Below are 26,355 nucleotides of genomic sequence, written 5' to 3' on the forward strand. Positions count from 1 at the left end.
TGGCGGGACGGCTGACGTAGCCATCCCGCCAACACCCTCCGAGCCAAACGGAGGAAGGTACAATGAGGTCTTTCATTGCATGCGTCGGCTGAATATCCGGCCTTCGTTTCCACTTCCGTGATCCATTTCACCCTCTACGGGCGGTCCTACTGCCATCTTTGCGACGACATGCTGGAAGCCCTGCAGTCGTTGAGCGGAGAATATCCGTTCACAGTCGAGATCATCGACATCGACGGCGACGAGAGCCTCGTTGCCCAGTTCGACGAACTCGTGCCGGTACTGTTCGGACGCAGGGAGGACGGCGACACAGTCCAGCTATGCCATTACTTCCTTGACGAGCCGAAAACCCGGGCGTTCCTCGCCGCAATCTAGCTTGCGTCGGCCTGCGTCGAAAGGCAGCAAAACTGAGGGCTAACCACCGCGCCAGCCGGTTTTCCGCTCCGAAATCCGGTAGAATGGCGGCCATCGAACAACGTTCTGTCTTAGGCGCTCGCTTGGGGATGCTTCCCCGTTCGGAGCGCCTTTTTTGTAATTGAATCTTATTTAATGGACAACATCCGCAACTTCTCGATCATCGCTCACATCGACCACGGCAAGTCGACGCTGGCAGATCGCATCATCCAGATCTGCGGCGGACTCTCCGACCGCGAGATGGAGGCGCAGGTGCTGGACTCCATGGATCTGGAGCGCGAGCGGGGCATTACGATCAAGGCGCAGACCGCGGCGCTGTCGTACAAGGCCCGCGACGGCAAGGTCTACAACCTGAACCTGATCGACACGCCGGGCCACGTCGACTTCAGCTACGAAGTGAGCCGGTCGCTGTCCGCATGCGAGGGCGCGCTGCTCGTGGTTGACGCGTCGCAGGGCGTGGAAGCCCAGACCGTCGCCAACTGCTATACCGCACTCGACCTGAATGTCGAAGTCGTCCCGGTACTGAACAAGATCGACCTGCCGTCCGCCGATCCCGAAAACGCCAGTGGCGAAATCGAGGATGTCATCGGCATCGACGCCAGCGACGCGGTCCGCTGCTCGGCCAAGACCGGCCTTGGCGTCGAGGACGTGCTGGAGGCCCTCATCACCAAGGTCCCGCCGCCCAAGGGCGACCCCAGTGCCCCGCTGCAGGCACTGATCATCGATTCCTGGTTCGACAACTACGTCGGCGTGGTGATGCTGGTGCGTATCGTGAACGGCACCCTCCGTCCGAAGGAAAAGATTTCGCTGATGGCGACCGGCGCGCAGTACCTCACCGAAAGCATCGGGGTATTCACGCCCAAATCCCAGGCGCGTGACGTACTTGCGGCAGGGCAAGTGGGCTTCGTGATCGCCGGTATCAAGGAACTGAAGGCTGCGCGCGTCGGTGACACCATTACGCTCGCGGGCAAGCCGGCGCCCGCGCCGCTGCCCGGCTTCAAGGAAATCCAGCCGCAGGTGTTCGCCGGCCTGTTTCCGGTCGAGGCAAACCAGTACGACGCACTGCGCGAATCGCTCGAAAAACTCAAGCTGAACGACGCGGCCCTGCAGTACGAGCCGGAAGTGTCCCAGGCGCTGGGGTTCGGTTTCCGCTGCGGCTTCCTCGGCCTGCTGCACATGGAGATCGTGCAGGAGCGACTTGAGCGCGAATTCGACATGGACCTGATCACGACCGCACCTACGGTCGTGTACGAGGTGGTGCAGCGCGACGGCACGACGATCATGGTCGACAACCCGTCGAAGATGCCCGAACCGTCCAAGATCGAGGAGATCCGCGAGCCGATCGTCAACGTCAATCTCTACATGCCGCAGGAGTACGTCGGCGCGGTAATCACGCTCTGCACCCAGAAGCGCGGGGTACAGGTCAACATGAGTTACCACGGCAAGCAGGTCATGCTGACCTACGAAATGCCGATGGCGGAAATCGTGCTCGACTTCTTTGACCGGCTGAAATCGACCTCGCGCGGGTACGCGTCGATGGAATACGAGTTCAAGGAGTACCGCGCCGCCGACGTCGTGAAGGTGGACATGCTCATCAACGGCGACAAGGTGGACGCCCTCGCTATCATCGTTCATCGCACGAACAGTCAATACCGCGGCCGGGCAGTCGCGGCGAAAATGCGCGAACTGATTCCCCGGCAGATGTTCGACGTGGCGATTCAGGCAGCAATCGGCTCCAACATCATCGCCCGGGAGAACGTGAAGGCGATGCGCAAGAACGTGCTGGCGAAGTGCTATGGCGGGGACATCACACGCAAGCGCAAACTGCTCGAAAAGCAGAAGGCCGGCAAGAAGCGCATGAAACAGGTGGGTTCGGTGGAAGTGCCCCAGGAAGCATTTCTCGCGATTTTACAAGTGGAAGATAAATGACATTGCAAGCGATCCTTGGCAACTTTGCACTGATCCTGTTCATTCTCACTGTCGCCACCGGCATCGTCTGGTTCATGGACGTCTTCTACCTGGCGCCGCGCCGCCGGATGCGTGCCGCCCATGCACTCGCGGAGTACGACGCGCGACAGGAGAAGCTCCGCGCCGATGGCATCAAGGTGGACCAGGGCGACCGTTCACGGCTGGAAGCCGAGATGCTGCGGCAGCCGACCTGGATCGAATACTCCGGCAGCTTCTTCCCGGTCATCGCGCTGGTCTTCTTTCTGCGCTCCTTCCTGTACGAACCGTTCAAGATCCCTTCCAGTTCCATGGTGCCCACCCTCGAGATCGGCGATCTCATCCTGGTCAACAAATTCACCTATGGGATCCGGCTGCCGATCATCAACAAGAAGATCATCGAGATCAACGACCCGCAGCGCGGCGACGTCATGGTCTTCAAGTATCCGAAGGACATGTCCCTCGACTACATCAAGCGTGTCGTCGCGATCCCGGGCGACAAAATTGTGTACAAAAACAAACGCCTAGCGATCAATGGTAAAGTGGTTTCCTACGAGCCGCTGGATGATTACCTGGACGAGGAGCATCTGAGCTATTCGAAGCAGTTCCGCGAGTTGCTGCCGGGTGCAGCGCCACACCGCATCCTGAACGACGAGCGCGCTCCCTCCTATGTCCAGAACCCGGATCCGTTCCCGTCGCGGGAAAATTGCAGCTACAACGTGGAAGGATTTGCCTGTACCGTCCCCGCTGGACATTACTTCGTGATGGGGGATAATCGGGATAACAGTTTGGATAGCCGGTACTGGGGATTCGTCCCGGATCAGAATATTGTCGGAAAGGCATTCTTCATCTGGATGAACCTGGGCGACCTTACCCGCATCGGCGGATTCGAGTAGGCGGACTGCGGGATATAACTAGAAGCAGGGGGAATGTATGGTTGGCAATATGGGCCGCAAGTGTCGGCCGCGGGGCTTTTCGCTGGTCGGTTTTCTTTTTGTCATCGTCATCGTGGCGCTGCTTGCGGTTCTCGCGATGAAGGTCGTGCCCACGGTCGTCGAATACGCGGCCATCAAGAAGGCGATCGTCACCGCGAAGAATGCGGGTACGACCCCGCGGGAAATCCAGGAATCGTTCGAGAAGCAGCGGGTCACCGCCTACATCGAGTCGGTGACCGGCAAGGATCTCGATATCACGAAGACCGGCGAAGGCTTCGAGGTCAGCGTGGCGTATCAGAAGAAAATTGAACTGGTCGGACCGGCCAGCCTCGTTCTTGATTACGAGGCGACCACCGGCACCGGCCGTCCGCAGAAGGTTGTGCAGTAAAAGGGGAAGTAAGCGACTAACAGATGGATCTCAAGCTATTGCAAAACCGGTTGGGCCACACGTTCAGGGATGCTGTTCTGCTGCAGCAGGCCTTGACCCATCGCAGCCATAGCAGCGTGCATAACGAAAGGCTTGAGTTCCTCGGCGATTCCGTTCTGAACTGCGTGGTCGCGTCCCTGCTCTTCGAGCGCTACAACAAGATCGACGAGGGCGACCTGTCGCGCCTGCGCGCCAATCTGGTCAAGCAGCAGTCGCTGTATGAGATCGCGCAGCGGCTCGAGCTCTCTCAGTTCCTGCGTCTCGGCGAGGGCGAACTGAAGTCGGGCGGCTTCCGTCGCCCGTCGATCCTCGCAGACACGCTTGAAGCACTGTTTGGCGCCACCTTTCTCGACGCCGGCTTCGACGCCGCCCGCGATGTCATTCGGGCCCTCTACATCCCGATCCTGGACACCGTCGACCCGAAGACCCTGGGCAAGGATGCCAAAACCCTGCTGCAGGAGTACCTGCAGGCCAAGAAGATCGCCCTGCCGCAGTACAACGTCGTGGCGACCCATGGTGCCGCCCACAACCAGGAGTTCGAGATCGAATGCCTGATTCCCAAGCTTGAGATCCAGGTTTTCGGCACGGGCGGAAGCCGGCGGGCAGGGGAACAGGCTGCGGCCAAGCTGGCACTGGAGGCGGTGCAGGCGGCAATGGCGAAGACGGCGGCCGCGGGCCGCAAGAGCCGGCCGCGTTCCTCGCAACTCAAGTTGGCCGGCATCGCGACCATACAGCCTGATGCGCCCATCGAGGATGAAGGCAAGAAGCGCGCGAAGCCGGTCAAATCCGAAGCCAAGCCCGAGACGAAGCCCGAACTGAGAACCGAACCGAAGTCCGAACCGAAACCCGAGCACAGGGGTGCGGAAGCCAAGCAGAGCAAACTCGATCTCAAGGCAGGTGCTCCCGCTGTTGCCGCCACCGGAACCGCGCCGGATCCGGATGATGGGCATGTCGCTGCCGCTGCCGGCGCGCCCACTCAAACCAAGACTGCATGAATCCTCAAGATGCTTCCAATGCCTTCCGATGCGGCTACATTGCGATCGTCGGGCGTCCGAACGTCGGCAAATCGACGTTGATGAATGCGCTGGTAGGCGCAAAAGTAAGCATCACCTCGCGCAAGGCGCAGACGACCCGCCACAGGATCACCGGGATCCAGACCCGTCCCTCGGCACAGTTCGTCTATGTCGATACGCCCGGCTTCCAGACCCGGCATTCGAATGCGCTGAACCGGACACTGAACCGCACCGTCACGACCACCCTGACCGCCGCGGATGTCATCCTGTACATCGTGGAGGCCGGGACCTATGGCCCGGCGGACAAGCAGGTGCTCGACCTGCTGCCGAAGAACGTGCCGTGCATCCTCGTGATGAACAAGTGGGACCGCATCAAGGACAAGAAATCCCTGGTCGCCTTCACCCAGCAGGTGAGTGCCGACGCCGCGTTCGCCTCGGTCGTGCCGGTATCCGCCAAGCAGGCATTCCAGCTCGATGTGCTCGAATCGGAAATCGAGAAGCTGTTGCCGGAAAACCCGCCGATGTTCGATGAGGATGACATCACTGACCGCAGCGAGAAATTCCTGGCCTCGGAGATCGTGCGCGAGAAGGTGTTCCGTTTCGTCGGCGAGGAACTTCCGTACACGAGCACCGTCCTGATTGAAAAGTTCGAACAGGAAGGCAATCTGCGTCGGATCTTCGCTGCGATCCTCGTCGAGCGCGACGGCCACAAGGCGATGGTGATCGGCCAGAAGGGGGCGAAGCTCAAGGAGATTTCGACCCAGGCGCGCCTCGACATGGAGCGGTTGTTCGGAGGGCCGGTCTACCTCGAAATCTGGGTGAAGGTGAAGTCCGGCTGGGCAGACAACGAGGCGGGGCTGCGTGCCTACGGCTACGAGTAGCGAAATCCGCAGTGTTTGGCGCGCACGCCCATTCGCACGGGAACCTCAAGCAATGACTTTGCCGATCACGATAACGGATTCTCCGGAGGATGCCGGCCCGTCCCGCGGCCAGCCTGCAGGGCCGCAAAGGCGGCCTGCGCCCGCGCGTCGGGAGAAGGAAGGCAAGATCGCGGCCCAGCCGGGTTTCGTGTTGCACAGCTATCCGTACAAGGAAACCAGCCTGATCGTCGAGGTCTTCACGCGCGACTTCGGGCGCATTGCGCTTGTGGCCAAGGGCGCCAAGCGGCCCCATTCGAAACTGCGCGGCGTCCTGCAGACATTCCAGCCGCTGGCGGTGAGCTGGACCGGCAAGGCGGAGGTCCGCACGCTGACCGATGCGGAATGGGTCGGGGGCATGCCGCCGCTGGAAAAGTCGGCCCTGCTGTGCGGGTTTTACCTGAACGAACTGCTGGTCAAGCTGCTGGCCCGTGACGATCCGCATCCCGCACTCTTCGGGCAGTACATTGCGACCCTGAACGAACTTGCCCACGGCGAACCCGCCCCCATCGTCCTGCGCCGCTTCGAGCGGGCGCTGCTCAAGGAAACCGGGGTTGGAAGCAACCTGACGCTGTGCACGGCGAGCGGCGGGCCGGTGTTGCCCGACAAGCTGTACGTCGTCGACCCGGAGCGCGGACCCCGCCCGGCACGCCCGGCCGACGACATACCGAGGGTCGCCGGCAAGACGCTGCTCGACATGGACAGGGACGATTATTCCGACGCAATAACGCAATCGCAAAGCAAGTTCCTGATGCGCTTCCTGCTGGCCCATCATCTCGGCGGCGCGCAGCTCAATACCAGGCAGATTCTGATAGATTTAACGCAGTTATAGCCAAGGCGTCTCTCATGAGTCTCTTACATCCCCACAAGCCCGTCATCGATCTCGGCGTCAACATCGACCACGTCGCGACCCTGCGCAATGCGCGCGGCACGAACTATCCCGATCCCATCCAGGCCGCCTTGCTGGCGGAGGAGGCCGGTGCGGACTGCATCACGCTCCACCTGCGGGAAGACCGCCGGCACATCAGGGACGCGGACGTCGAGGCGATCCTGCCGCAGCTGCGCACGCGCATGAACCTCGAGTCCGCCATCACGACCGAAATGATCGACTTCGCGCTGCGGCTGCGGCCCCAGGATGTATGCCTGGTGCCGGAGCGGCGGGAAGAGATTACCACCGAAGGCGGACTGGACGTGGTGCGCTACTTCACCCAGGTGCAGGGCGTGGTCCGCCAGTTGCAGACGGCGGGCATCCGGGTCAGCCTCTTCATCGATCCCGATGCCGCCCAGGTGAAGGCGGCCGCGGAAGCGGGCGCGCCCGTGATCGAACTGCATACCGGCCAATACGCGGAGGCCCGGACGGAAGGCGAGGCCCGGCAGCAGCTAGAGCGGGTGCAGTCGGCCGTGTTGGAGGGCCTCAAGTACGGGATGAAGGTGAACGCCGGTCATGGACTGCATTACACGAACGTGCAGGCAATTGCCGCGATTCCGGAAATCGCCGAGCTCAACATCGGCCATGCGATCGTCGCCCAGGCGGTTTTCATCGGCTGGAAGAATGCGGTGAAGGAAATGAAGGCGATCATGACCGCGGCGCGCCTCGGCATACATAAAAAATGATCTACGGCATTGGCACGGACATCATCCAGATTTCCCGCATCGAAGCAACACTGGCCCGCAAGGGGGAACGCTTCGCTGAAAAAATACTCGGTCCGGACGAACTCCAGGTCTATCGACGCCGCAAAGCCAAGGTCGAGGCGCGCGGCCTGCGCTACCTTGCCACCCGGTTCGCGGCCAAGGAGGCCTTTTCCAAGGCCGTCGGCCTCGGCATGCGGATGCCGATGACCTGGCGCGCACTACAGACGCTGAATGCGCCTGGCGGACGGCCGGTGCCGGTTGCCAGTGGTGCGCTGCAGGAATTCATGGACGCGAGGGGACTCACTGCCCAGGTTTCGATTACCGATGAAGCCGACTATGCGGTGGCCTTCGTCATTGTGGAGAAAAAATGAAGAAAAATGCGCAAGGCGCAGCAAACGTGCGGCTCGGGCCGGTCATGCTGGACGTGGTGGGCACGGCCCTCGACGACGACGATATTCGGCGCATTCGCCATCCGCTGACCGGCGGTGTCATCCTGTTCGCCCGCAACTACACGGACCGGGCCCAATTGGTGGCGCTGACGGAAGCGATCCATGCGGCGCGCCCGGGTGTACTGATTGCCGTGGACCATGAAGGCGGCCGGGTGCAGCGCTTTCGCAGCGACGGTTTCACCCGCCTGCCCGCCATGCGCAAGCTGGGAGCGCTGTGGGACAGGGATGTGCTGGCGGCTGTCCGGGCGGCGACCGACGTCGGCTTCGTGCTGGCCGCGGAACTGCGCGCATGCGGCGTGGACATGTCGTTCACGCCGGTGCTGGATCTCGACTATGGCGAGTCGGGCGTGATCGGCGACCGCGCCTTCCATCGTGACCCGCGCGTGGTGACCTTGCTGGCCAAGAGCCTCAACCACGGGCTGGCGCTGGCAGGCATGGCCAACTGCGGCAAGCATTTTCCCGGCCACGGCTTCGTCAAGGCCGATTCGCATGTGGAGATTCCGGTCGACGATCGCGGGCTCGAGGAGATCCTCGCGGACGATGCGGCGCCATACCGCTGGTCCGGAATCGGCCTCTCCGCCGTGATGCCCGCCCACGTGATCTATCCGAAGGTCGACCGGAATCCGGCGGGCTTCTCGAAGAAATGGCTGACGATACTGCGGCGCGACATGGAATTCCGGGGTGTGATCTTCAGCGACGACCTGAGCATGGAGGGCGCCAGCGTGGCGGGCAGTGTCGTCGACGGGGCCCGCGCGGCGCTTGGTGCGGGATGCGACATGGTCCTTGTCTGCAACGCGCCGGACAAGGCCGACCAGCTTCTCGACGGTCTCGGCGAGGAGGCCGCCGGAGCGGAGTCGGCTGCGCGCGTGGCATCGCTGGTGCCGCGAGGCGCTTTCCCTGACTGGAACAAACTGCAGGACGATACGCGCTACATTGCCGCCCGCAAGACCGTGCGTGCGCTGATGGAAGACTGAATCGAGGGCAACCGATGCCGGAAACGCAAAGCCCGGACGCGCGGGACACGCTACTGGAGACGGTCTCCAGGCTGCCGCACCTGCCCGGCGTCTACCGCTATTTCGACGCAGAGAACAAGCTGCTGTACGTGGGCAAGGCTCGCGACCTGAAGAAGCGGGTATCGAGCTATTTCCAGAAGAACCTCGCCAGCCCCCGCACGGCGATGATGGTCGAGCGCATCGTGCGCCTGGAGACGACGGTGACCCGCAGCGAGGCGGAAGCACTCCTGCTCGAAAACAACCTGATCAAGACCCTTCAGCCGCGTTTCAATATCCTTTTCCGCGACGACAAGTCCTATCCGTACCTGAAGATCACCGGGCAGGAAACGCCCCGCATGGCCTACTACCGCGGCGCGGTCGACAAGAAGAACCAGTACTTCGGCCCGTTCCCGAGCGCATGGGCCGTCAAGGAGTCGATGCAGATCTTGCAGAAGGTTTTCCAGCTGCGGACCTGCGAGGACACGGTCTTTGCAAACCGGACCCGGCCCTGCCTGCTGCATCAAATCCAGCGCTGCAGCGCGCCCTGCGTCAACGCCATCAGTCCGAAAGACTATGCGCTCGACGTCGAGAACGCAGCGAAATTCCTGCGCGGACGCCAGAGCGAGGTCATGGAGACGCTGGAGACGAAGATGCACGGGTTTGCCGCCGAGCTCAGATTCGAGCAGGCGGCAGCGGTGCGCAACCAGATCACGGCGCTCTCGCGCGTGCTGCACCAGCAGAGCATGGAGACGGTGGGCGACGCCGACATCGACATCATCGCGGTGGTGGTGCAGGGCGGACGCGCCTGCGTCAACCTGGCCATGGTGCGCGGTGGCCGCCATCTCGGCGATCGCGCCTACTTCCCGACCCACGTCGACGATGCGCTGGCGACCGCCGAAGGACCGGTCGAGGTGGAGGTGCTGAAGGCCTTCCTGGCGCAGCACTATGCCGATCTCTTCATCCCGTCGACGCTCATCCTCGGCGTCGAGCTGGACGAGCCGGAGCTGATGATGGCGCTGATGGAGCAGTGCGGCCACCGCATCTCGCTTGTATTCCAGCCGCAGGGCCAGCGCCGCCAATGGCTCGAGATGGCCCAGAAGGGCGCCGAGATCGCGCTCGCCCGCCTGCTGTCCGAGCAGGGCTCGCAGCAGGCCCGTACCAGGGCGATGGTCGAGGTGCTCGGGCTTGACGTTGCCGACCTCGACAGCTTCCGCGTCGAGTGTTTCGACGTCAGCCATACCCAGGGCGAGGCGACCCAGGCGTCCTGCGTCGTATTCCATCATCACGCAATGCAGAACGGCGAGTACCGGCGCTACAACATCAATGACATCACGCCCGGCGACGATTACGCCGCGATGCGGCAGGTCCTCATGCGGCGCTACGAGAAGGTCGCCAACGGGGACGGCGTGATGCCCGACGTCGTCCTTGTCGACGGTGGCAAGGGGCAGGTGGAGATGGCCCGCCAGGTATTCACCGATCTCGGCCTCGATATCGGCCAGATCGTCGGCGTGGCGAAGGGCGAGGGCAGGCGGGTCGGCCTCGAAACGCTCATCTTTGCCGACGAACGCCCGCCGCTGGAGCTGGGCAAGGAATCCGCTGCACTGATGCTGGTCGCGCAGATTCGCGACGAGGCGCATCGTTTCGCCATCACCGGCATGCGCGCCAAGCGCGCCAAGGCAAGGCAGAGTTCGCGCCTGGAGGAAATTGAAGGCGTGGGCGCCAAGCGCCGGCAGCGGCTGCTTGCCCGCTTCGGCGGCTTGCGCGGCGTCGCCGACGCCAGTGTCGACGAACTGGCGTCGGTCGACGGAATATCACGCCAGCTTGCGGAAGAGATCTACAGGCAGCTGCACTGAAAAGCGTAGAATCCGTGGCAGCGGAAATTGCATCGCATGCAATTTCCACGCGATAATCTATAAAAACCTCGGCCGCTTATCATGCCCTTCAACATTCCGATCCTTCTCACCTGGCTGCGCGTGGCGCTCATCCCCTTGGTGGTGGGTGTCTTTTATCTCCCCGATGCATGGATGTCCCTTCCTGCAAAGGCCATCGCCTCCACCGCCATTTTCGTCGTCGCAGCCGTAACCGACTGGTTCGACGGCTTCCTTGCCCGCCGCTGGAATGAGACGTCCGCCTTCGGCGCTTTCCTGGATCCGGTCGCTGACAAGCTGATGGTCGCGGGCGCCTTGCTGGTGCTGGTCGAATTCACGCAGATCAACGCGGTGATTGCCTTCATCATCATCGGCCGGGAAATCGCGATCTCGGCCTTGCGGGAATGGATGGCACAGATCGGCGCATCGAAATCCGTAGCGGTCAGTTCGATCGGCAAGATCAAGACGGTCGCGCAGATGAGTGCGATTCCGATGCTGCTCTACAGCGTGAGCGGCGACACCGGATTCGGTCCGGTGGACATTCGGGTGTGCGGGGTGATCCTGATGTGGATTGCCGCGGCGCTTACCGTATGGTCGATGTTCTACTACCTGCGCAAGGCTTGGCCCCTGATCAAGGAGAAGGCGGGCCGCATGGTGTGAACATCATGCAGATGGCTTGACAAAAATAGTTAGACCTCTATAATGCTCGTCTGTTGTCGACGCGGGAATAGCTCAGTTGGTAGAGCGCAACCTTGCCAAGGTTGAGGTCGAGGGTTCGAGACCCTTTTCCCGCTCCAGGATTCTGAAAGGAAGCTGACGCAAGCTTCCTTTTTTATTTCATCAGATAAGGTCGATCTGTCTTGTTGATGAAAAAAGCAGCAAAGATTCATGCGGGAATAGCTCAGTTGGTAGAGCGCAACCTTGCCAAGGTTGAGGTCGAGGGTTCGAGACCCTTTTCCCGCTCCAGTTTTAGAAAGCTTGGCCTTTCACAAGACCCGAAAGAGGCGTGGCAACATTAGCCTCGATTTGTGGTTAAAATATTTTCCCGTGGCGGGGTAGCAAAGTGGTTATGCAGCGGCCTGCAAAGCCGTTTACGCCGGTTCGATCCCGACCCCCGCCTCCAGACATGAATGGGTTAGCTCGCAAGAGCTAACCCATTTTTTTCGTCCTGCCCAACCGTACATCCCTCTTGTCATTCTCCAACGGGGCGACGCCTGTTCAACTCGCGTCGCTGCCGCCGTTGATCCCCCGCGGTCCATCTTTCGCACCGGAAGCCGAACCCTGTCGCGTTGACCATGCGCATTCGCCGCCACTCCGCGGCAGTGAATCCTGGCCGTCGCTGCCGCCAATTGAGTCCGGCGAACCACGTGCGTTCGAACGAACTTGATCAAACATCAATGGTCTATCCAGACCGGAAATTCACGTTCCCTGGCGGCCTGCACTAAGTTCATCAACGTCATGCCAGCGAGCCCGTCGTCCGCTGCCGGCTCGCATGCCGGCAGCGCGAATATCGTGCCTTTAAAGAACGGAGGATGTGATGCGCATTGCAAGCTTGGTTCTGGCCGCCGTATTTTTGTCCGCTTCGAGCGCCGTGCTCGCCCAGGCGCAGGAGCCGCAGACCCTGACCGTCGAAGGCAACGTCTTCCGGCCGGCCCGTGTGGACGCGACCGATGCGCGCGTGGCGCAGCTGCGTACCCCGCCCGGGTTTCGCGTCACCAAGTTTGCGGAAAATCTCGGCAATCCCCGCATGATGGCGGTGGCGCCCAACGGAAACGTCTACGTTTCCGACCGCGAGAAGGGGAGCGTGACCCTGCTGCGCGACATCGCGCCGGGCGGTCGCGCAGGCACGGCGGTCGAAGTGGCGCGCGTGCCCGATCTCCACGGCCTTGCCATCCGCGACGGCCGGCTGTACATCGCCGCCATCCGCGAAGTGTACGTGGCGGATATCCAGGCGGATGGCGCACTCGGTCCGCTGGCAACCCTGTATCGCGGATTGCCCGATGCCGGACAGCATCCGAACCGGACGTTGCGCTTCGGGCCGGACGGCAGGCTTTATCTGTCCGTAGGCAGCACGTGCAATGCCTGCGATGAGCCCAATCCCGAAAATGCCACCTTGCTGCAACTGAGCCAGGATGGATCGCAGCGCCGCATCCACGCGCGCGGCCTGCGCAATACGATCGGTTTCGACTGGCATCCCGCCACCAATGCGCTGTTCGGTTTCGATCACGGCACCGACTGGCTTGGCGACCAGCAGCCGCATGAAGAGATCAACGAGCTGACCGAGGGAGCCGACTACGGTTGGCCCTACGTATACGACAAGAAGCAGATCAACCGCGCCATCGAACCGCCGCAGGGACAGACGTTCGAGCAGTACGCGGCAACCACAACGGATCCGCTGCTTCTGTACACGGCGCACGCCGCGCCGCTCGGACTGCAGTTCTATACCGGCACGCAGTTTCCGCAGGAGTACCGTAACGACGCCTTCGTGACCATGCGCGGGTCGTGGAATCGCGCCCAACCTGTCGGGTACAACATCGTGCGGGTGCGCTTCGACGCACAGGGCCGCCCGGTCGGCGCCGAGGATTTCGTGGGCACCTGGCTCACCAACGGCAACCAGGCGCACTTCGGTCGGCTTGCCGGCATCGTCCAGCACACCAACGGCTCGCTTCTGGTGGCAGACGATACCAACGGGGTTATCTACCGCATTGCCTACACCGGGCAATAGCGCCGGGGACGCCGCCTGCGTAAGTTCGGCCGTGGCGAGGAACATGTGAACGGCGGCCGTTGTGGCGACGCTCGCGGCTGCAGGAAGATGCGTCGCGAGATACGTCACGGCGCGAGCGAACCAGGAAGGGCGCTACGTCCGGTTCGAGCAGGGGGCAGGGCGAGACGACGGTCGTCGTCCATGCGCCGCTGACTGCTCCTCGCTACGCATGCGGCCGTGCCGCGGCTTTCAACCAGCACGTCGGCCATGATAGAATCCGCACGACTTTGCCACGTCCACCGGCCCTGCGCCGGACCGCGTGGGGACGTAGCTCAACGCCCTTGATTCTCCTGGAGGCGCAACGGCCCGCAAGGCCGTCCTCGTCGGTCCAACCCGGCTCTTCGCCTCCAGTGCTACAAGATAAGCGCCGCGTGCGCTTTTTTTACTTGTGCGGCCGCCATGGCATGCACTGCCCGAGTGGTGAAATTGGTAGACACAGCGGACTTAAAATCCGCCGCTTACCCGAGAGGGGGCGTACCGGTTCGATTCCGGTCTCGGGCACCATCCCTCAAGTAAATCAATGGCTTAGACTTTCTGAGCCTCCCAGCAGATTCCCCAAGTTCTACCTTCCGACTTCGCTTTTGGCCCAAATCCGGCCCATTGGGTCTCCAACATGGAGAACACATGGCGAACATCCGCAAGCGTGGAGCCGATCAATTCCAAGTCCGTATCCGCCGCAAGGGCTTACCTGAGCTGCATCAGACCTTCCGATCTAAGCAAGAGGCTGCTGCTTGGGCATTGGAGCGGGAGAAACAGGTCATGCAGGGACTCGGAGAGTCAATCAAGGAGGCATCCAGGCTGACCCTGTCTGAAGCCCTGGAGCGATACCTGAAGGAGGTCTCGGTGACCAAGAAGGGACATCTCCAGGAATGCAAGCGAATCAAGCAATGGCAGGGAAACCCATTGGCTGTCATCACCCTGGACAAAGTCCGAGGAGCTGACATGGCAAGGTATCGGGACACCAGGCTTGCTGGAGGTGCAAGCGGGAATACTGTGCGGCTGGACTTGGCGTTGATCTCGCATTTGTTCGAGGTCGCGAGGAAGGATTGGGGGCTAGAGACACTGGAGAACCCTGTAAAGGCTTGCAGGAAGCCGAAGCTGTCCAGGGGAAGGGATAGGAGGCTGCTGCCTGGAGAGGAGAGGGCGTTGCTGAAATACTGTGGGGAAGTGGGAAACCAGCGTCTTGAATTGACCATTACACTTGCTATTGAGACTGCGATGCGCCGGAGTGAGCTGGTGAGGGGGCTGCGGTGGGAAGATGTGGATTTGGATAGACGTTTGGCTTTTCTACGGGATACCAAGAACGGGGAGTCTCGGACTGTGCCGCTATCGACCAAAGCGACAGCAGCCCTGAGAGAAGCCCAAGGAGCGTCCAAGGGCTTCATCCTGGACGTCTATCCCGATGTCATCACACATGACTTTGTGGAGGCATGCAAGCAATGCGGTATTCAGGATTTACGCCTTCACGACTTGCGCCATGAGGCCACGTCTAGGTTATTCGAAAAGGGTTTCAACATGATGGAAGTTTCTACGATTACAGGACATAAAAGCCTGTCCATGTTGAAGCGGTACACGCATCTGAGGCCAGCCGATCTTCTGGATAGATTGGGGTAAGGCTCGCTGTGGTCTTTCGGCGCAGGATAAGGGGGCTACTTTTGTGTAAGTATCTCCTTGATAGACATCTGCGCTAAGTAGACGCTCGCTGCGACGCACAAGATTCCGGTCAGCCCTGAGGCAAAAAGGATGAGTCCTGGGCCGTCTGATATTCCCGATTTCGATAGCCACGGGACTGCTGATAAGAGACAGAACACCAAGGCATAGGCAAGCGAAACGATAATGTGTACCTTCAATGCCCAATACTCGGGCCAGTTGACCAGCGTCTCTGCATGCGACTGATTGGAAAACACAAGGTCTTTGGCTTCCTTTGCTATCCAAACAAACAATGAGATGGGAAGCAGTACCGAGTACTTCGCGAGTTCCTGGTTAATGTTTAGCCCCGTTGCTATGCTCGTTGCTTCAGTCTCGAAGTGAGACGTTAAAACCCAGCACCCTAGAAGAACGAGCATTTCGGGACTGATGATGATCACGCGAGCGACGTAACCGGCTCTCATCCATGCCTCATATCACGCTCACCACTTACCTTATCAAGTTGCTTCGCTGTGACCGCTGCAAGTTGGTGCGGGTCTGGGTCTCTTTCAAAAAGAAAACTCTTCTGAGAATCCGACGTTCTGATAACAACTTCGACACCTCGCTCAATGCCAATGACTTTTCCTTTGCCGTACCCATCAGCCGCCATCAAAAGCGCGGCATCCGTGATATCAGGGGCATTTGGGGGTTCGTAGTTTGGATCATTCAGGATGTTTTCGACCAAGCGCACAATGCTTGTCTCGATTCCAGGCGCTTTCGTGCTAGTTTCCTTGACCGAAACGTCGGAGGCATTCCGTCGCTTTACGTATTCGTGGAGATTGCCCCATAGCCGACCAAACAAAGGGTTCGGTGGAAACACTTTCGCGGCCAGCTCCGTGAACGTGTCTATGGTCTTGAGTTTTGCTGCGAAAGCCTTGTAGTCAGCAACCGGCTCAAGCTCGCAACTGACGAAAAACTGGTCGTATGCCGCCTCAATCAATGCTTTAAATCGGCGAGGAAAGATGTCTTCCTGAATGCCATTCCAGACGTGCAAATAGGCGATTCCAGAGTATTCTGGCAAATACACGAAAGGGGAACTTGCCTCCACAAGGTTTGGTGCAAGTGCCTTCACTTGGGACTTCGACTCTTTGTCAATTACCTTCACCTCGCCATTAGCTGCGTATTTCGATAACCGTCCAAAGACGAATGGCACTTCACTGTTTCTACCGTCGAATACGTCAGTGATCGTCCAGCCGAACCTCCCGACTTCGACAATTGGCGAATCAAGAATTGCCGCGATCAGCTTGTCTTGATCAAGCAGTCCCGATTTGACTACACGTCCTAAGTAGTAGCGTCCACTAGCCATCCAGCCCCCTTTTTTTGTTGCTTTACGGGAAACTATAACAGACGCTGGGGAGTTCAGGCTTTGGAAGTACTTTCTCATCTAAAAGATGGCTTGTATCTTCAACGTGTTCACCCCACGAAATCGGCTGATTTGTGGTCTGGCGGAGGCTCAGAATCGAATCCGTTACGAGCTTCTCGGTGATCCAGAAGCCATCACGATTGGAAGACATGCCCTTGTCTTCCATCTGAGGGATAGTCAGGCATCGTCGATCAATACCGAATCGGCCTGTGCGATGCTTATCGAATGCCTTTGAGCTGTTGAAGTGGAGGCCGCAAGATGGACAGGTATTGCGGTCTCCCGTGAGTTCTCTCTTCATTTTCCGAAAGGGCTCCTCTTGGGAGGGGTAGACATGGAGAGCAGGGTGTTTAGCTCATTCTCCAGGAATCGAGGGTTGTTGCCGTTCAGTGCTTGGACGAGCTGCATGGTGTACAGGAGGACAGCCCTGCGGATTATCACAGTCCTGGAGAAGACCTGACCGGACGTTGTGAGGTCGTCCAGGTGCTGCGCCTTGGTGAGGGCTTCAGTGATGGTGGCATCGAGCCTCAATACCTGGGAGTGCCTGAAGGCTCTTTTCGGCTGTCTCTTAGAGTACAGCTTTCCCTTTGGTGTGTCCTGGGTAGGAGCACAGGGGATCATTGGGGATTCATTCGGGGTAGTCATGGAGTGGGATGAACAATTGGAAAAAACACAAGAACTGATAGCCGGAGACTCACGACCACCAATTCACGGAAAAAGGGAATGCCGACCCCGTGAGCCGTCGCTAAGTCAACTCAAGGTTTGAAGACATGGAAGCTGTATTCCTAGACAGTGCGACAATCAAAACTGGTTAAACGGGAAGACTTAAAGACAAGCTCAGGGGAGGGCAAAGAGGGAAGACACACAGCAGGTAGATAGTCAGTGTGTCAGGAGGGCACTCGGAATGATCTTCTGGAGGTCTTGAAGTCAATGTTCAAGGAGCGATCAAGGTGGTCTTCAAGACAACCAGAAGAGTTATCTCTGAGTTGTTATCTTCATTAGATAATTACCAATAAAGACAATAACTCAGAGACGAAGCCAAGGATATCTTTAAGACAATCCTTAGATGCCCCCCTTACCCCCCATGAGATGGATCGGTAAAGTGGTCTTGAGGTATTGCGATCATCACGCCCCCTGGGTGATGAACATCCTCGGTAAAGAAGTGGCAGTCTGCTAAAAGCGGTCAGATCGGCTGTCTTATTCCATAATGGAACCTTGCGAGGCTACTCTTCTATATTGGGCCAGATGAGAGACAGCCTGTGTCCAATAGCGGTACTCCAGGCCGGTCTTTTTCCATAATTTGGGGAATGGCTCCCTCTCCCATAGTGCAGGAATACGTTTGGCTCCATCCCCTAATGTGGATGGAACGGATTTTCACTGCCTTCATCCAAAGTGTCGGAAAGGGATGGCCGTCTATCTCCAACAAGGCGATAGATGAGTTTTCGGCTCTTCTCCAAGAGGCTCATAACTTGATTTCCGCTCTATCTTCTGCTGTGATGGAACGGATTTCGGCTGTCCTTCTTCCATAGTCCGACATCAAGTCAGGCAGCCGCTTCTTCTCCTTATGTGGGCGTTTCAAATCGGCTGTCTCTCCTAAAGTAGGGCAACAAGGTCAGATTCTTCTAAAGGCATACTTTTGATCGGCTGTCTTCTTCCAAAGTGTCGGTTTTGAGATTGCCTAGTCCAGAACGACATGCCGACTCAAGAAGGCGTTGACCATACTTCAAGTGCCTTTACGGCTGCTGCTGGATCGGCTTGGATTCGGTAGACGGTCTGCCTGGATAATCCTGCCACCTTGGCAATCTCAGTGACACTCTTGCCGGTCATCTCTTGGACAGCTTGGATTTGCTCCAGGGAGTAACTCGGCTTCCTCCCAAGATACTTATCGTCCTTCAGCTTGGCATGGGCGATCCCGGCCTTCTGAGCCTCTTTTGTAGCCTCGGCTTGGGCTTGTGCTGTCGCTGCCATGAAGGCGATCAGAGCGTCTCTCACGGCTTGCTGGACAGGGTCTTGGGTGCTGCCATCGAAGGTCATGGCGTTGATCACGGTACGGAGGATCACGCCCCGGCGCATGAACTCCCGGATGGTGTCGGTCACGTCCTGGTAATTTCGTCCCAGACGATCCACCCAACGGACAACCAGGGTGTCTCCTGGTCGGAGGATGTCAAACAATCTGCGGCCTCCCGAGCGATCCTGGAGCTTGGTGCTGATACCAGAGACACCATCATCCGTGATGACTCGATCTAGCTTAAATCCTGCGGCCTCTGCTTGGCTCTTCTGGTGGTCTATGGTCTGGTCTACTGTCGAGACTCGCGCATAGAGGATGGTCTGCATGATGATTCCCTGAGTGTCCGTTGAGGTAATGTCCACATGGTATTCTGTCCAAAAAGTAATATCAACCCTAACGGACACAGTTTCAATGGACGCTCTCCTTGTTCACTGAGGTATGCCCTAACGGACAGTATCTAGCAGATGTTGCTTAAAGGCATTATCATCCGAGTTCAATATCACATCAGAGAAAAGGGTTATGACCCTAGTTATCCAGATTGCCTTGGGTATCGTTTTGGCCTTTTTGATACTCGCGTTTCTGCGGCAGCTTTTAGCAATAGGGCTAGGGTTACTCGCTTTATGCGTGATTGGGCTTGGAGCAGCTTGGTTATGGGCAAATGCAGCTGCCGCTATGCAGCTAGGGACGATACTTCTGGTAATGGGCGGAGTAGTTCTGGCTGCGATAGGGATCATTCTGTTTGCACAAGCGGCTTTCAGAAAATCGAGGCAATGGAAGCGGGAGTATCAACAGAAACATGCCAAGCCCTTTCGGCGGATAGTTTCGCCACAGATGAAAGAAACTCGCGCAAGGATGGGGTACGACGATTGATAGTTGGGGCATCCGGGGGGATTGACGCTGCCCACTGTTCGAGGTGGCCTCTCATAATTTTGCGGTAAAACCTTTCGACCTCTTGTAAACCTTCCGCCAGACGTGCTATTAGACGTTTTCGACAGTCACCCAAGGGATACCCCTAGGCACCATGGATATTGACGAAAACGAGGTAAGGCGGATGTTCGAGGAGTGGGCGGAGCAGAAGAACTACCCAAAGGAGCTATGGCCTGTCCTTTGGGACGCCTATATACAAGGCGTATATGACGCTCCAAGTTCTTTTCTAGATGTTCAAAATTGGCAGGTGAAGACCAACCCAGAATGATGTAAGGCGGTGACACGCAACATCATTAGCAGCTATAAGTTTCGGTATCAAGAACGAACGTACAAAAGAAGGAAAAGTAATGCTAATTGAAGTAACTGGAGTTTGTCAGCACTGTGGAAACGACGTAAAAGTGTTGATGCTAAATGGGGAGACCATAGACCAATGTCAAAGCTGTGCAGAGAGTCCATTTGAAGCTAGGTTAGTGAAAGGACTGATCTACGTTGTTTCCAACCCCAACCAAAAAGGGGTGAAGGTAGGCTTGACTACTAAGTCTATGGAGCAGCGTTTAAAATCACTCAACTCTACGGGCGTCCCTGGTGACTTTATTCCAATAGCAATTTTCCCTTCCGATAAGCCTAGCGCGGATGAAAAGAAAGTTCACGAGAAGTTGCGTCGTTACAATCTAGCAAAGGAACATTTTGATCTTCAGCCGGTGGATGCAGTTCTTGGAGCATACCGTGCCCTCAACAGGCGAAAGCCCATCTTTTTTGACTCAGACATTGAAGAAACTTTTTACCTAAAACTCGAAGAAGACAAAATCAAGATGAAGCTACGACTTAAAGGTGCTAGCTAGCAGCAGATATTTGACTTCACCTTTTTTGACCCAAAACCTGACCCAATGTGTGGGGACAGGGCAGAACTTGAAGTAATCGAGTGTGACAACTCTTGTGGCAAAACGGGACAGTTTCAGAGACGGAATTGTCCCATTCTTGGCACTGATATGGTCTAAGTCATTGATTTAACTGCGGTACATAGGACTTAAAATCCGCCGCTTACCCGAGAGGGGGCGTACCGGTTCGATTCCGGTCTCGGGCACCATTTCCGTAGCATCCTGCACCTGTTTCTCCCGCGCGTTGTCATGCGCTCCATCGCCGCGTGTGCTGCTCGCACGGCGTCGGCCTGGCGCGTGCGGTCACTTCAGAACTTGTAGCTGACGCCGACCCTGACAACCGGATAGAACCGGAATTCGTCCGCGTCGTCACGCAGTTCCCTGCTTTCCGCCGCCAGGTCGGATGCGAGTTCGGCGCAGAGCGGCGCCGGGGCGGTGCAACCCGTGCTGGTCACGGAGGTGTCCGGCCTTCCCTGGAACAGGACGCCGAGGTCGGCTGAGAATCCCCAGCCCTTGTCCTGTGCCGCATTGCCGAAGCCGATGCCGAGGTAGGGCGCGAAGTTGCGGAAGTCGACGCGGGCGTCAAGGGTGCCGGCGGTCGCGGCGGGATAGCTTGTCCCGTTGAACGTATAGGTGCCGCCGGCGCGAGGCGTGCCGTCCCCGGTGAGCTTCGTGCCGTTATAGACGATGCCGCCGCTGATGCGGAAGTTGCCTCGCAGCGGATGGTAGTCGAGCAGCGCCTCGACCGTCCTCAACTTCAGCTTCGTGTCGTACTCGACGTTGGAGGTGCGGATGTCGTGGGAATAGTTCAGGCCGTTGACGCCGAAGCGGGCGTTGAACTGTTCCTGCAGCGGTACCGTCAGATGCAGGCCGACGCCGGGAGTACCGACGCTCGCCGTCAGGCCGGTCTGGGCCTGCGCCTCAACAGCGAAGAGCATCGCCGCCGCGGCGACGGCACATCCCGAACTGATCCTCATCGTCATGTCCCCGAAAGTAATCGTGCATGCGGCCGGCGACTCCGGCACCCCTGCTGTTTGCTAGACGGCCGAAGCGAGGAAATGTTCTGGACGATGTTGGTCGCCGGATTGCTTCCGTGACTTGCCTCAAGCTGCCGTCACCGGCGACAACGAAATGCCAGGATGGTGTACGCGGTCAGCGCGGGGTATCGCGGTTTTCATAAATAAAAATGCCGGCACGCCCGGCTTTTGCTTTGGAACGGGAATATGCATATCGTTTTCGATTTGATGGGTTTCTGGAAGGCGATTGAGCACAAAAATAACCGGGAACCCTCTAAAATCTCGCCGAATTGCATACCCGTGTCCATTCTGTAAGATGACCGGGTTCGCGGCCTTATAAACGTCGAGGCCGAGGTCCGCGACGCCACGACAAACCCCACTCAGGAGATATGCAGATGAGCAAGACCGTGTACACGCAAGAGCATGAATGGCTGCGCATGGAGGCCGATGGTTCGGTCACCGTCGGGATTACCGATTACGCGCAGGACCATCTCGGCGACGTGGTCTTCGTCCAGCTGCCGGACGCCGGCAAGGAATACGCCAAGGGCGACGAAGCCGCGGTGATCGAGTCGGTCAAGACCGCCGGCGAAATCATGATGCCGGCGGCAGGCACGGTCATCGAGGTCAACGGCGCGCTCGCGGACGAACCGGGCAAGGTCAACGAGGATGCGACCGGCGCCGGCTGGTTCTTCAAGTTCAAGCCGTCCGATGCAAGTCCGCTGGAAGGCTTCATGGATGAAGCCGGCTACAAGGAATATCTCGCCACACTGGGCTGACAACCGCCCGTACACCCGTCATCAATACCGTCACAGAGGAAAACATGGTTCAGAAACGTGCTGCGTTCGAGGCTTTGCAGCAGCGAGCGGATTTCATCGAGCGCCACATCGGTCCGGCCGACGCCGACCGCAAGGCGATGCTCGAAACGCTCGGCTTTGCATCGATGGAAGATTTCATCCGCAAGGTGGTGCCGGGAACGATTCTGACCGATACGCCTCTGCAGCTGGATGGCGCGCGCAGCGAGCCGGAAGTGCTGGACGAGCTGCGCGCCATCGCGTCGAAGAACAAGGTGTTCAAGTCGTACATCGGCATGGGTTACTACAACACCCACACGCCGCCGGTCATCCTGCGCAACCTGCTCGAGAATCCGGCCTGGTACACCGCGTACACACCGTACCAGCCCGAGATTTCGCAGGGGCGGCTGGAGGCGCTGCTGAATTTCCAGACCATGATTTCCGACTTGACCGGGCTGGAAATCGCCAACGCATCGCTGCTCGACGAGGCGACCGCGGCGGCCGAGGCGATGACCTTCTGCCAGCGCGTCGCCAAGAGCAAGGGCAAGGTATTCTTCGTGTCCCGCGACTGCCTGCCGCAGACCATCGACGTGGTGCGCACCCGTGCCGAACCGATCGGCATCGAGGTGGTGGTGGGCGACCATCGCAGCGACCTTGACGCACTGGATTGCTTTGGCGTGCTGCTGCAGTACCCGGCAGTGGACGGCGAGGTGCATGACTATGCAGACGTCGTGCGTAAGGCGCACGCAAAGAACGCGCTGGTGGTGGTGGCTGCCGACCTGCTGGCGCTGACGCTGCTGACCCCGCCCGGGGAATTCGGCGCCGATGTGGCCATCGGTTCCGCGCAACGCTTCGGCGTGCCGCTCGGATATGGCGGACCGCATGCAGCGTACTTCGCAACGCGGGATGCCAACAAGCGCGTGATGCCGGGACGCGTGGTGGGCGTGTCGATCGACAGCCACGGCGACAAGGCATACCGCCTGGCGCTGCAGACCCGCGAGCAGCACATCCGCCGCGAAAAGGCGACCAGCAACGTCTGTACCGCACAGGTGCTGCTTGCCAATATCGCCAGCATGTACGCGGTGTACCACGGTCCGGAAGGACTGAGGACGATCGCGCAGCGCGTGCATCGCCTCGCATCCACTTTGGCCGTCGGACTGGGCAAGCTGGACTGCGAAGTGCGCACCGGCGCCTTCTTCGATACCGTCACCGTGCGCGTCGCGGGACAGGCGGATCGTCTGCACGAGGCCGCACGTGCAAACGGCATCAACCTGCGCGAGATCGACCAGGATACCGTTGGTGTCTCCGTGGATGAAACGACCACCGCGGCCGATATCGAGGCGCTGTGGGCAGTGTTTGCCGGTGCCGGCCGGACTGCCCCGGCTTTCGTGGCATGCGAGGCCGAAGCAGCGGACCGGCTGCCGCAAGGGCTGCTGCGCAGCAGCGCCTACCTGACGCACCCCGTGTTCAACACCCATCATTCCGAAACCGCGATGCTGCGCTACCTGCGCACGCTGTCGGACAAGGATCTGGCGCTGGACCGCACCATGATTCCGCTCGGCTCCTGCACCATGAAGCTGAATGCGACGACCGAGATGATCCCGGTGACCTGGAAGGAGTTCGGCGGGATCCATCCGTTCGCGCCGCTCGACCAGGCCGAAGGCTACCGGCAGCTCACCACCGAACTGGAGCAGATGCTGGTCGCCTGCACCGGTTACGATGCGGTGTCGCTGCAGCCGAACGCCGGCTCGCAGGGCGAATACGCGGGCCTGCTCGCAATCCGCGCGTATCACAAGAGCCGCGGCGAGGGACATCGCAACATCTGCCTGATTCCGAGCTCGGCCCACGGCACCAATCCCGCTACCGCGCACATGGCCGGCATGCAGGTGGTGGTGGTCGGCTGCGACGACAGCGGCAACGTGGACGTCGCCGACTTGCGGGCGAAGGCCGAGAAGCATGCCGCCGACCTCGCGGCGATCATGATCACCTATCCGTCCACCCACGGGGTGTTCGAGGAGGCGGTCGGCGAGATCTGCGACATCGTGCATGCGCATGGCGGCCAGGTGTACATCGACGGCGCCAACATGAACGCGATGGTCGGGCTGTGCGCGCCGGGCAAGTTCGGCGGCGACGTGTCGCACCTGAACCTGCACAAGACCTTCTGCATTCCGCACGGCGGCGGCGGTCCGGGCGTGGGCCCGATCGGCGTGAAATCCCACCTGGCGCCGTTCCTGCCGGGCCACCGCATGCTCGACAACCAGGAAGCGCCGGTGTGCGCGGCGCCCTGGGGCAGCGCGAGCATCCTGCCGATCAGCTGGACCTACATCCGGCTGATGGGCAGCCAGGGCCTGAAGGAAGCAAGCCAGGTCGCCATCCTGAATGCGAACTACATCGCGCGCCGCCTGGCGCCGCATTTCCCGATCCTTTACAGCGGCGAGGGCGGGCTGGTGGCGCACGAGTGCATCGTCGACCTGCGTCCCTTGAAGGACACCGGCGTGACGGTCGACGACGTGGCCAAGCGCCTGATGGATTTCGGTTTCCATGCGCCGACGATGTCCTTCCCGGTGCCGGGAACCCTGATGATCGAGCCGACCGAAAGCGAGGCGCGGGAGGAACTGGACCGATTCTGCGACGCGATGATCGCGATTCGCGAAGAGATCCGCGCAATCGAGAACGGCAGCCTGAGCGCCGAGGAGAGCCCGCTGCGCCACGCGCCGCATACGGCGATGGACATCGCCGGCGAGTGGGACCGCAAGTACACGCGCGAACAGGCAGTGTTTCCTGTGCGTTCGCTGCGGGGTAACAAGTACTGGCCGCCGGTCGGCCGCGTGGACAACGTCTACGGCGACCGCAACGTGGTCTGCTCCTGCCCGCCGATGTCGGACTACGAGTGATGACCGCCGCGGCCGCAACCAGACCGGTGGACTGAGGCAATGGCAATCAGCGTCTTCGAGCTGTTCAAGATCGGCATCGGCCCGTCGAGCTCGCATACCGTGGGGCCGATGCGGGCTGCGCTGCAGTTCGCGTCGGGCCTGCGGGACAGCGGGCAGCTGGCGGCGACGCGGTCGGTCAAGTGCGAACTGTACGGTTCGCTCGGCGCCACCGGCAAGGGGCACGGGAGCGACAAGGCGGTGATGCTCGGCCTGCTCGGCGAGGCGCCGGACAAGGTCGACACCGATACCGTCGATGCCAGGCTGGCCGAGATACGGAGCAGCGGCCGTATCCGCGTGCTCGACACGCACGAGATCGATTTTGTCGAACGCGAGCACCTGCTGCTCTACCGGCGCCAGTCCTTGCCCTTCCATCCGAACGGCATGCGGTTCACTGCCTGCGACCAGGACGGCGGCGTGTTGTCGGGCAAGGTCTACTACTCCGTCGGGGGCGGCTTCGTGCTGGACGAGAATGCCGCGGGCGGCGACCGCATCGTGGCCGATACGACGGTCCTGCCGTTTCCGTTCCCCAGCGCCTCCCGCCTGCTTGAGCTGTGCCGCGACAACCAGATGTCGGTGAGCCAGCTGATGCTGGAGAACGAGAAGGTGTGGCGCAGCGAGGAAGAGACGCGTGCCGGCCTGCTCGCGATCTGGAACGTGATGCAGGAATGCGTGCGGCGTGGCTGCGAGCGCGAGGGGACGCTGCCCGGCGGGCTGAAGGTGCGCCGGCGCGCAGCCGAACTGTACCGCAAGCTTTCTGGCGAACCCGAAGCCAGCCTGCGGGATCCGCTGACGACGCTGGACTGGGTCAATCTCTATGCGCTCGCGGTGAACGAGGAGAATGCGGCCGGGGGCAGGGTAGTCACCGCGCCGACCAACGGCGCCGCCGGCATCGTGCCGGCGGTGCTGCACTACTATCGCCGCTTTGTTGGCGGCGCCAGTGACGAAGGCGTAATCCGCTTCCTGCTGACAGCAGCGGCCATCGGCATACTCTACAAGGAAAACGCGTCTATTTCCGGTGCCGAGGTCGGCTGCCAGGGTGAAGTAGGGGTCGCCTGCTCGATGGCCGCGGGCGCACTCGCCGAGGTATTGGGCGGCACGCCGGCGCAGGTCGAGAATGCCGCCGAGATCGGCATGGAACACAACCTCGGGCTGACCTGCGACCCGATCGGCGGCTTGGTGCAGGTTCCCTGCATCGAGCGCAACGCGATGGGCGCGATCAAGGCGATCAACGCCGCCCGCATGGCGCTGCGCGGCAACGGCCATCACTTCGTTTCGCTCGACAAGGTGATCAAGACGATGCGCGAGACCGGCGCGGACATGAAGATCAAATACAAGGAAACCGCGCGCGGCGGGCTGGCGGTCAACGTGATCGAGTGCTGACGCCCCCGCGCAGAATTCAAACAG

General features: G+C 59.9%; 23 protein-coding genes and 4 tRNA genes. 24 read left to right on the top strand and 3 right to left on the bottom strand.

Annotation, left to right across the window (positions count from 1 at the left end):
• The first annotated feature begins 75 nt into the window (after nucleotides 1–75).
• The 18 genes from VIM12_RS19880 to VIM12_RS19965 all read left to right on the top strand — a co-directional run bounded on the left by VIM12_RS19880 (nucleotide 76) and on the right by VIM12_RS19965 (nucleotide 14,966).
• Nucleotides 76–372: a glutaredoxin family protein gene (locus VIM12_RS19880; protein WP_331943994.1), complete on the top strand. Its 297-nt coding sequence runs from the start codon at nucleotides 76–78 to the stop codon at nucleotides 370–372.
• A gap of 174 nt (nucleotides 373–546) precedes the next feature.
• A complete protein-coding gene (gene lepA, locus VIM12_RS19885) occupies nucleotides 547–2,340 on the top strand; it encodes a translation elongation factor 4 (RefSeq protein WP_331943996.1) in 1,794 nt (597 codons plus the stop codon).
• Nucleotides 2,337–3,251 (top strand): signal peptidase I, encoded by a 915-nt coding sequence (gene lepB, locus VIM12_RS19890; RefSeq protein ID WP_331943998.1) that lies wholly within the window; start codon nucleotides 2,337–2,339, stop codon nucleotides 3,249–3,251. Before lepA ends, lepB begins: the two co-directional genes overlap by 4 nt.
• A gap of 37 nt (nucleotides 3,252–3,288) precedes the next feature.
• Entirely contained in the window at nucleotides 3,289–3,678 is a 390-nt protein-coding gene (locus tag VIM12_RS19895) for a DUF4845 domain-containing protein (protein ID WP_331944000.1), read from the top strand.
• Nucleotides 3,679–3,701: 23 nt separating this feature from the next.
• The gene (gene rnc / locus VIM12_RS19900) at nucleotides 3,702–4,712 is read left to right on the top strand and encodes a ribonuclease III (protein WP_331944002.1); all 1,011 of its coding nucleotides are present in this window, start codon (nucleotides 3,702–3,704) and stop codon (nucleotides 4,710–4,712) included.
• Nucleotides 4,709–5,611, top strand: a complete 903-nt coding sequence (gene era, locus VIM12_RS19905) for a GTPase Era (protein WP_331944004.1) — start codon at nucleotides 4,709–4,711, stop codon at nucleotides 5,609–5,611. Before rnc ends, era begins: the two co-directional genes overlap by 4 nt.
• Nucleotides 5,612–5,663: 52 nt before the next feature.
• Entirely contained in the window at nucleotides 5,664–6,479 is an 816-nt protein-coding gene (recO, locus tag VIM12_RS19910) for a DNA repair protein RecO (protein WP_331944006.1), read from the top strand.
• 14 nt (nucleotides 6,480–6,493) lie between these two features.
• A complete protein-coding gene (pdxJ, locus tag VIM12_RS19915; protein ID WP_331944008.1) occupies nucleotides 6,494–7,261 on the top strand; it encodes a pyridoxine 5'-phosphate synthase in 768 nt (255 codons plus the stop codon).
• Nucleotides 7,258–7,650 carry a holo-ACP synthase gene (acpS, locus tag VIM12_RS19920; RefSeq protein ID WP_331944010.1) on the top strand — a complete coding sequence of 131 codons (393 nt, stop codon included), beginning with the start codon at nucleotides 7,258–7,260 and terminating at the stop codon, nucleotides 7,648–7,650. The genes pdxJ and acpS overlap by 4 nt, the downstream gene beginning before the upstream one ends.
• A complete protein-coding gene (nagZ, locus tag VIM12_RS19925) occupies nucleotides 7,647–8,702 on the top strand; it encodes a beta-N-acetylhexosaminidase (protein WP_331944012.1) in 1,056 nt (351 codons plus the stop codon). The genes acpS and nagZ overlap by 4 nt, the downstream gene beginning before the upstream one ends.
• Nucleotides 8,703–8,716: 14 nt before the next feature.
• Nucleotides 8,717–10,573 (top strand): excinuclease ABC subunit UvrC, encoded by a 1,857-nt coding sequence (gene uvrC / locus VIM12_RS19930; RefSeq protein ID WP_331944014.1) that lies wholly within the window; start codon nucleotides 8,717–8,719, stop codon nucleotides 10,571–10,573.
• A gap of 81 nt (nucleotides 10,574–10,654) precedes the next feature.
• Nucleotides 10,655–11,248 (top strand): CDP-diacylglycerol--glycerol-3-phosphate 3-phosphatidyltransferase, encoded by a 594-nt coding sequence (gene pgsA, locus VIM12_RS19935; protein WP_331944016.1) that lies wholly within the window; start codon nucleotides 10,655–10,657, stop codon nucleotides 11,246–11,248.
• Nucleotides 11,249–11,309: 61 nt separating this feature from the next.
• Nucleotides 11,310–11,385, top strand: a tRNA-Gly gene (locus tag VIM12_RS19940).
• A gap of 93 nt (nucleotides 11,386–11,478) precedes the next feature.
• A tRNA-Gly gene (locus tag VIM12_RS19945) sits at nucleotides 11,479–11,554 on the top strand.
• 83 nt (nucleotides 11,555–11,637) lie between these two features.
• Nucleotides 11,638–11,711 (top strand) — tRNA-Cys (locus VIM12_RS19950).
• A 414-nt stretch (nucleotides 11,712–12,125) separates the two neighbouring features.
• Nucleotides 12,126–13,313, top strand: coding sequence for a PQQ-dependent sugar dehydrogenase (locus tag VIM12_RS19955; RefSeq protein WP_331944018.1), 1,188 nt, complete (start codon nucleotides 12,126–12,128; stop codon nucleotides 13,311–13,313).
• A gap of 450 nt (nucleotides 13,314–13,763) precedes the next feature.
• Nucleotides 13,764–13,856: transfer RNA gene (locus VIM12_RS19960), tRNA-Leu, on the top strand.
• A gap of 120 nt (nucleotides 13,857–13,976) precedes the next feature.
• Nucleotides 13,977–14,966, top strand: a complete 990-nt coding sequence (locus VIM12_RS19965; protein WP_331944020.1) for a site-specific integrase — start codon at nucleotides 13,977–13,979, stop codon at nucleotides 14,964–14,966.
• Nucleotides 14,967–15,459: 493 nt separating this feature from the next.
• Here the strand turns inward: VIM12_RS19965 and VIM12_RS19970 are convergent, their stop codons facing one another.
• A complete protein-coding gene (locus VIM12_RS19970; RefSeq protein WP_331944022.1) occupies nucleotides 15,460–16,422 on the bottom strand; it encodes a hypothetical protein in 963 nt (320 codons plus the stop codon).
• A gap of 1,677 nt (nucleotides 16,423–18,099) precedes the next feature.
• Nucleotides 18,100–18,732, bottom strand: a complete 633-nt coding sequence (locus VIM12_RS19975; protein ID WP_331944024.1) for a recombinase family protein — start codon at nucleotides 18,730–18,732, stop codon at nucleotides 18,100–18,102.
• Nucleotides 18,733–18,925: 193 nt separating this feature from the next.
• Here VIM12_RS19975 and VIM12_RS19980 point away from each other — a divergent pair, with 193 nt between their 5' ends.
• From VIM12_RS19980 to VIM12_RS19990, 3 genes are all read left to right on the top strand, one after another.
• Complete coding sequence (locus tag VIM12_RS19980; RefSeq protein WP_331944026.1) at nucleotides 18,926–19,276, top strand: hypothetical protein; 351 nt, start codon at nucleotides 18,926–18,928, stop codon at nucleotides 19,274–19,276.
• 151 nt (nucleotides 19,277–19,427) lie between these two features.
• Complete coding sequence (locus VIM12_RS19985) at nucleotides 19,428–19,601, top strand: hypothetical protein (RefSeq protein ID WP_331944028.1); 174 nt, start codon at nucleotides 19,428–19,430, stop codon at nucleotides 19,599–19,601.
• Nucleotides 19,602–19,680: 79 nt separating this feature from the next.
• A complete protein-coding gene (locus tag VIM12_RS19990) occupies nucleotides 19,681–20,175 on the top strand; it encodes a GIY-YIG nuclease family protein (protein WP_331944030.1) in 495 nt (164 codons plus the stop codon).
• Between the two features lie 344 nt (nucleotides 20,176–20,519).
• Here VIM12_RS19990 and VIM12_RS19995 read toward each other — a convergent pair whose 3' ends face one another.
• Nucleotides 20,520–21,188, bottom strand: a complete 669-nt coding sequence (locus VIM12_RS19995) for a hypothetical protein (RefSeq protein WP_331944032.1) — start codon at nucleotides 21,186–21,188, stop codon at nucleotides 20,520–20,522.
• Between the two features lie 434 nt (nucleotides 21,189–21,622).
• Here VIM12_RS19995 and gcvH point away from each other — a divergent pair, with 434 nt between their 5' ends.
• From gcvH to VIM12_RS20010, 3 genes are read left to right on the top strand one after another with little or no spacing between them, the layout of a single operon-like run.
• Nucleotides 21,623–22,003, top strand: coding sequence for a glycine cleavage system protein GcvH (gcvH, locus tag VIM12_RS20000; protein ID WP_331944034.1), 381 nt, complete (start codon nucleotides 21,623–21,625; stop codon nucleotides 22,001–22,003).
• Between the two features lie 44 nt (nucleotides 22,004–22,047).
• A complete protein-coding gene (gcvP, locus tag VIM12_RS20005; RefSeq protein ID WP_331944036.1) occupies nucleotides 22,048–24,912 on the top strand; it encodes an aminomethyl-transferring glycine dehydrogenase in 2,865 nt (954 codons plus the stop codon).
• Between the two features lie 39 nt (nucleotides 24,913–24,951).
• Complete coding sequence (locus VIM12_RS20010; RefSeq protein ID WP_331944038.1) at nucleotides 24,952–26,331, top strand: L-serine ammonia-lyase; 1,380 nt, start codon at nucleotides 24,952–24,954, stop codon at nucleotides 26,329–26,331.
• Nucleotides 26,332–26,355 lie beyond the last annotated feature (24 nt).

Source organism: Noviherbaspirillum sp. (assembly GCF_036563305.1).
Taxonomy (GTDB): Bacteria; Pseudomonadota; Gammaproteobacteria; order Burkholderiales; family Burkholderiaceae_D; genus Noviherbaspirillum.

Bases quoted from the DNA above. Each gene is read 5' to 3' on its own strand.
- VIM12_RS19895 (WP_331944000.1), top strand. From the start codon at position 3,289: ATGGTTGGCAATATGGGCCGCAAGTGTCGGCCGCGGGGCTTTTCGCTG.
- VIM12_RS19975 (WP_331944024.1), bottom strand. From the start codon at position 18,732: ATGCAGACCATCCTCTATGCGCGAGTCTCGACAGTAGACCAGACCATA.
- uvrC (WP_331944014.1), top strand. From the start codon at position 8,717: ATGCCGGAAACGCAAAGCCCGGACGCGCGGGACACGCTACTGGAGACG.
- VIM12_RS20010 (WP_331944038.1), top strand. From the start codon at position 24,952: ATGGCAATCAGCGTCTTCGAGCTGTTCAAGATCGGCATCGGCCCGTCG.
- VIM12_RS19985 (WP_331944028.1), top strand. From the start codon at position 19,428: ATGGATATTGACGAAAACGAGGTAAGGCGGATGTTCGAGGAGTGGGCG.
- VIM12_RS19990 (WP_331944030.1), top strand. From the start codon at position 19,681: ATGCTAATTGAAGTAACTGGAGTTTGTCAGCACTGTGGAAACGACGTA.
- lepA (WP_331943996.1), top strand. From the start codon at position 547: ATGGACAACATCCGCAACTTCTCGATCATCGCTCACATCGACCACGGC.
- rnc (WP_331944002.1), top strand. From the start codon at position 3,702: ATGGATCTCAAGCTATTGCAAAACCGGTTGGGCCACACGTTCAGGGAT.
- VIM12_RS19995 (WP_331944032.1), bottom strand. From the start codon at position 21,188: ATGAGGATCAGTTCGGGATGTGCCGTCGCCGCGGCGGCGATGCTCTTC.
- acpS (WP_331944010.1), top strand. From the start codon at position 7,258: ATGATCTACGGCATTGGCACGGACATCATCCAGATTTCCCGCATCGAA.
- gcvP (WP_331944036.1), top strand. From the start codon at position 22,048: ATGGTTCAGAAACGTGCTGCGTTCGAGGCTTTGCAGCAGCGAGCGGAT.
- nagZ (WP_331944012.1), top strand. From the start codon at position 7,647: ATGAAGAAAAATGCGCAAGGCGCAGCAAACGTGCGGCTCGGGCCGGTC.
- VIM12_RS19980 (WP_331944026.1), top strand. From the start codon at position 18,926: ATGACCCTAGTTATCCAGATTGCCTTGGGTATCGTTTTGGCCTTTTTG.
- pgsA (WP_331944016.1), top strand. From the start codon at position 10,655: ATGCCCTTCAACATTCCGATCCTTCTCACCTGGCTGCGCGTGGCGCTC.
- pdxJ (WP_331944008.1), top strand. From the start codon at position 6,494: ATGAGTCTCTTACATCCCCACAAGCCCGTCATCGATCTCGGCGTCAAC.
- gcvH (WP_331944034.1), top strand. From the start codon at position 21,623: ATGAGCAAGACCGTGTACACGCAAGAGCATGAATGGCTGCGCATGGAG.
- VIM12_RS19955 (WP_331944018.1), top strand. From the start codon at position 12,126: ATGCGCATTGCAAGCTTGGTTCTGGCCGCCGTATTTTTGTCCGCTTCG.
- VIM12_RS19965 (WP_331944020.1), top strand. From the start codon at position 13,977: ATGGCGAACATCCGCAAGCGTGGAGCCGATCAATTCCAAGTCCGTATC.
- era (WP_331944004.1), top strand. From the start codon at position 4,709: ATGAATCCTCAAGATGCTTCCAATGCCTTCCGATGCGGCTACATTGCG.
- recO (WP_331944006.1), top strand. From the start codon at position 5,664: ATGACTTTGCCGATCACGATAACGGATTCTCCGGAGGATGCCGGCCCG.
- VIM12_RS19970 (WP_331944022.1), bottom strand. From the start codon at position 16,422: ATGAGAAAGTACTTCCAAAGCCTGAACTCCCCAGCGTCTGTTATAGTT.
- lepB (WP_331943998.1), top strand. From the start codon at position 2,337: ATGACATTGCAAGCGATCCTTGGCAACTTTGCACTGATCCTGTTCATT.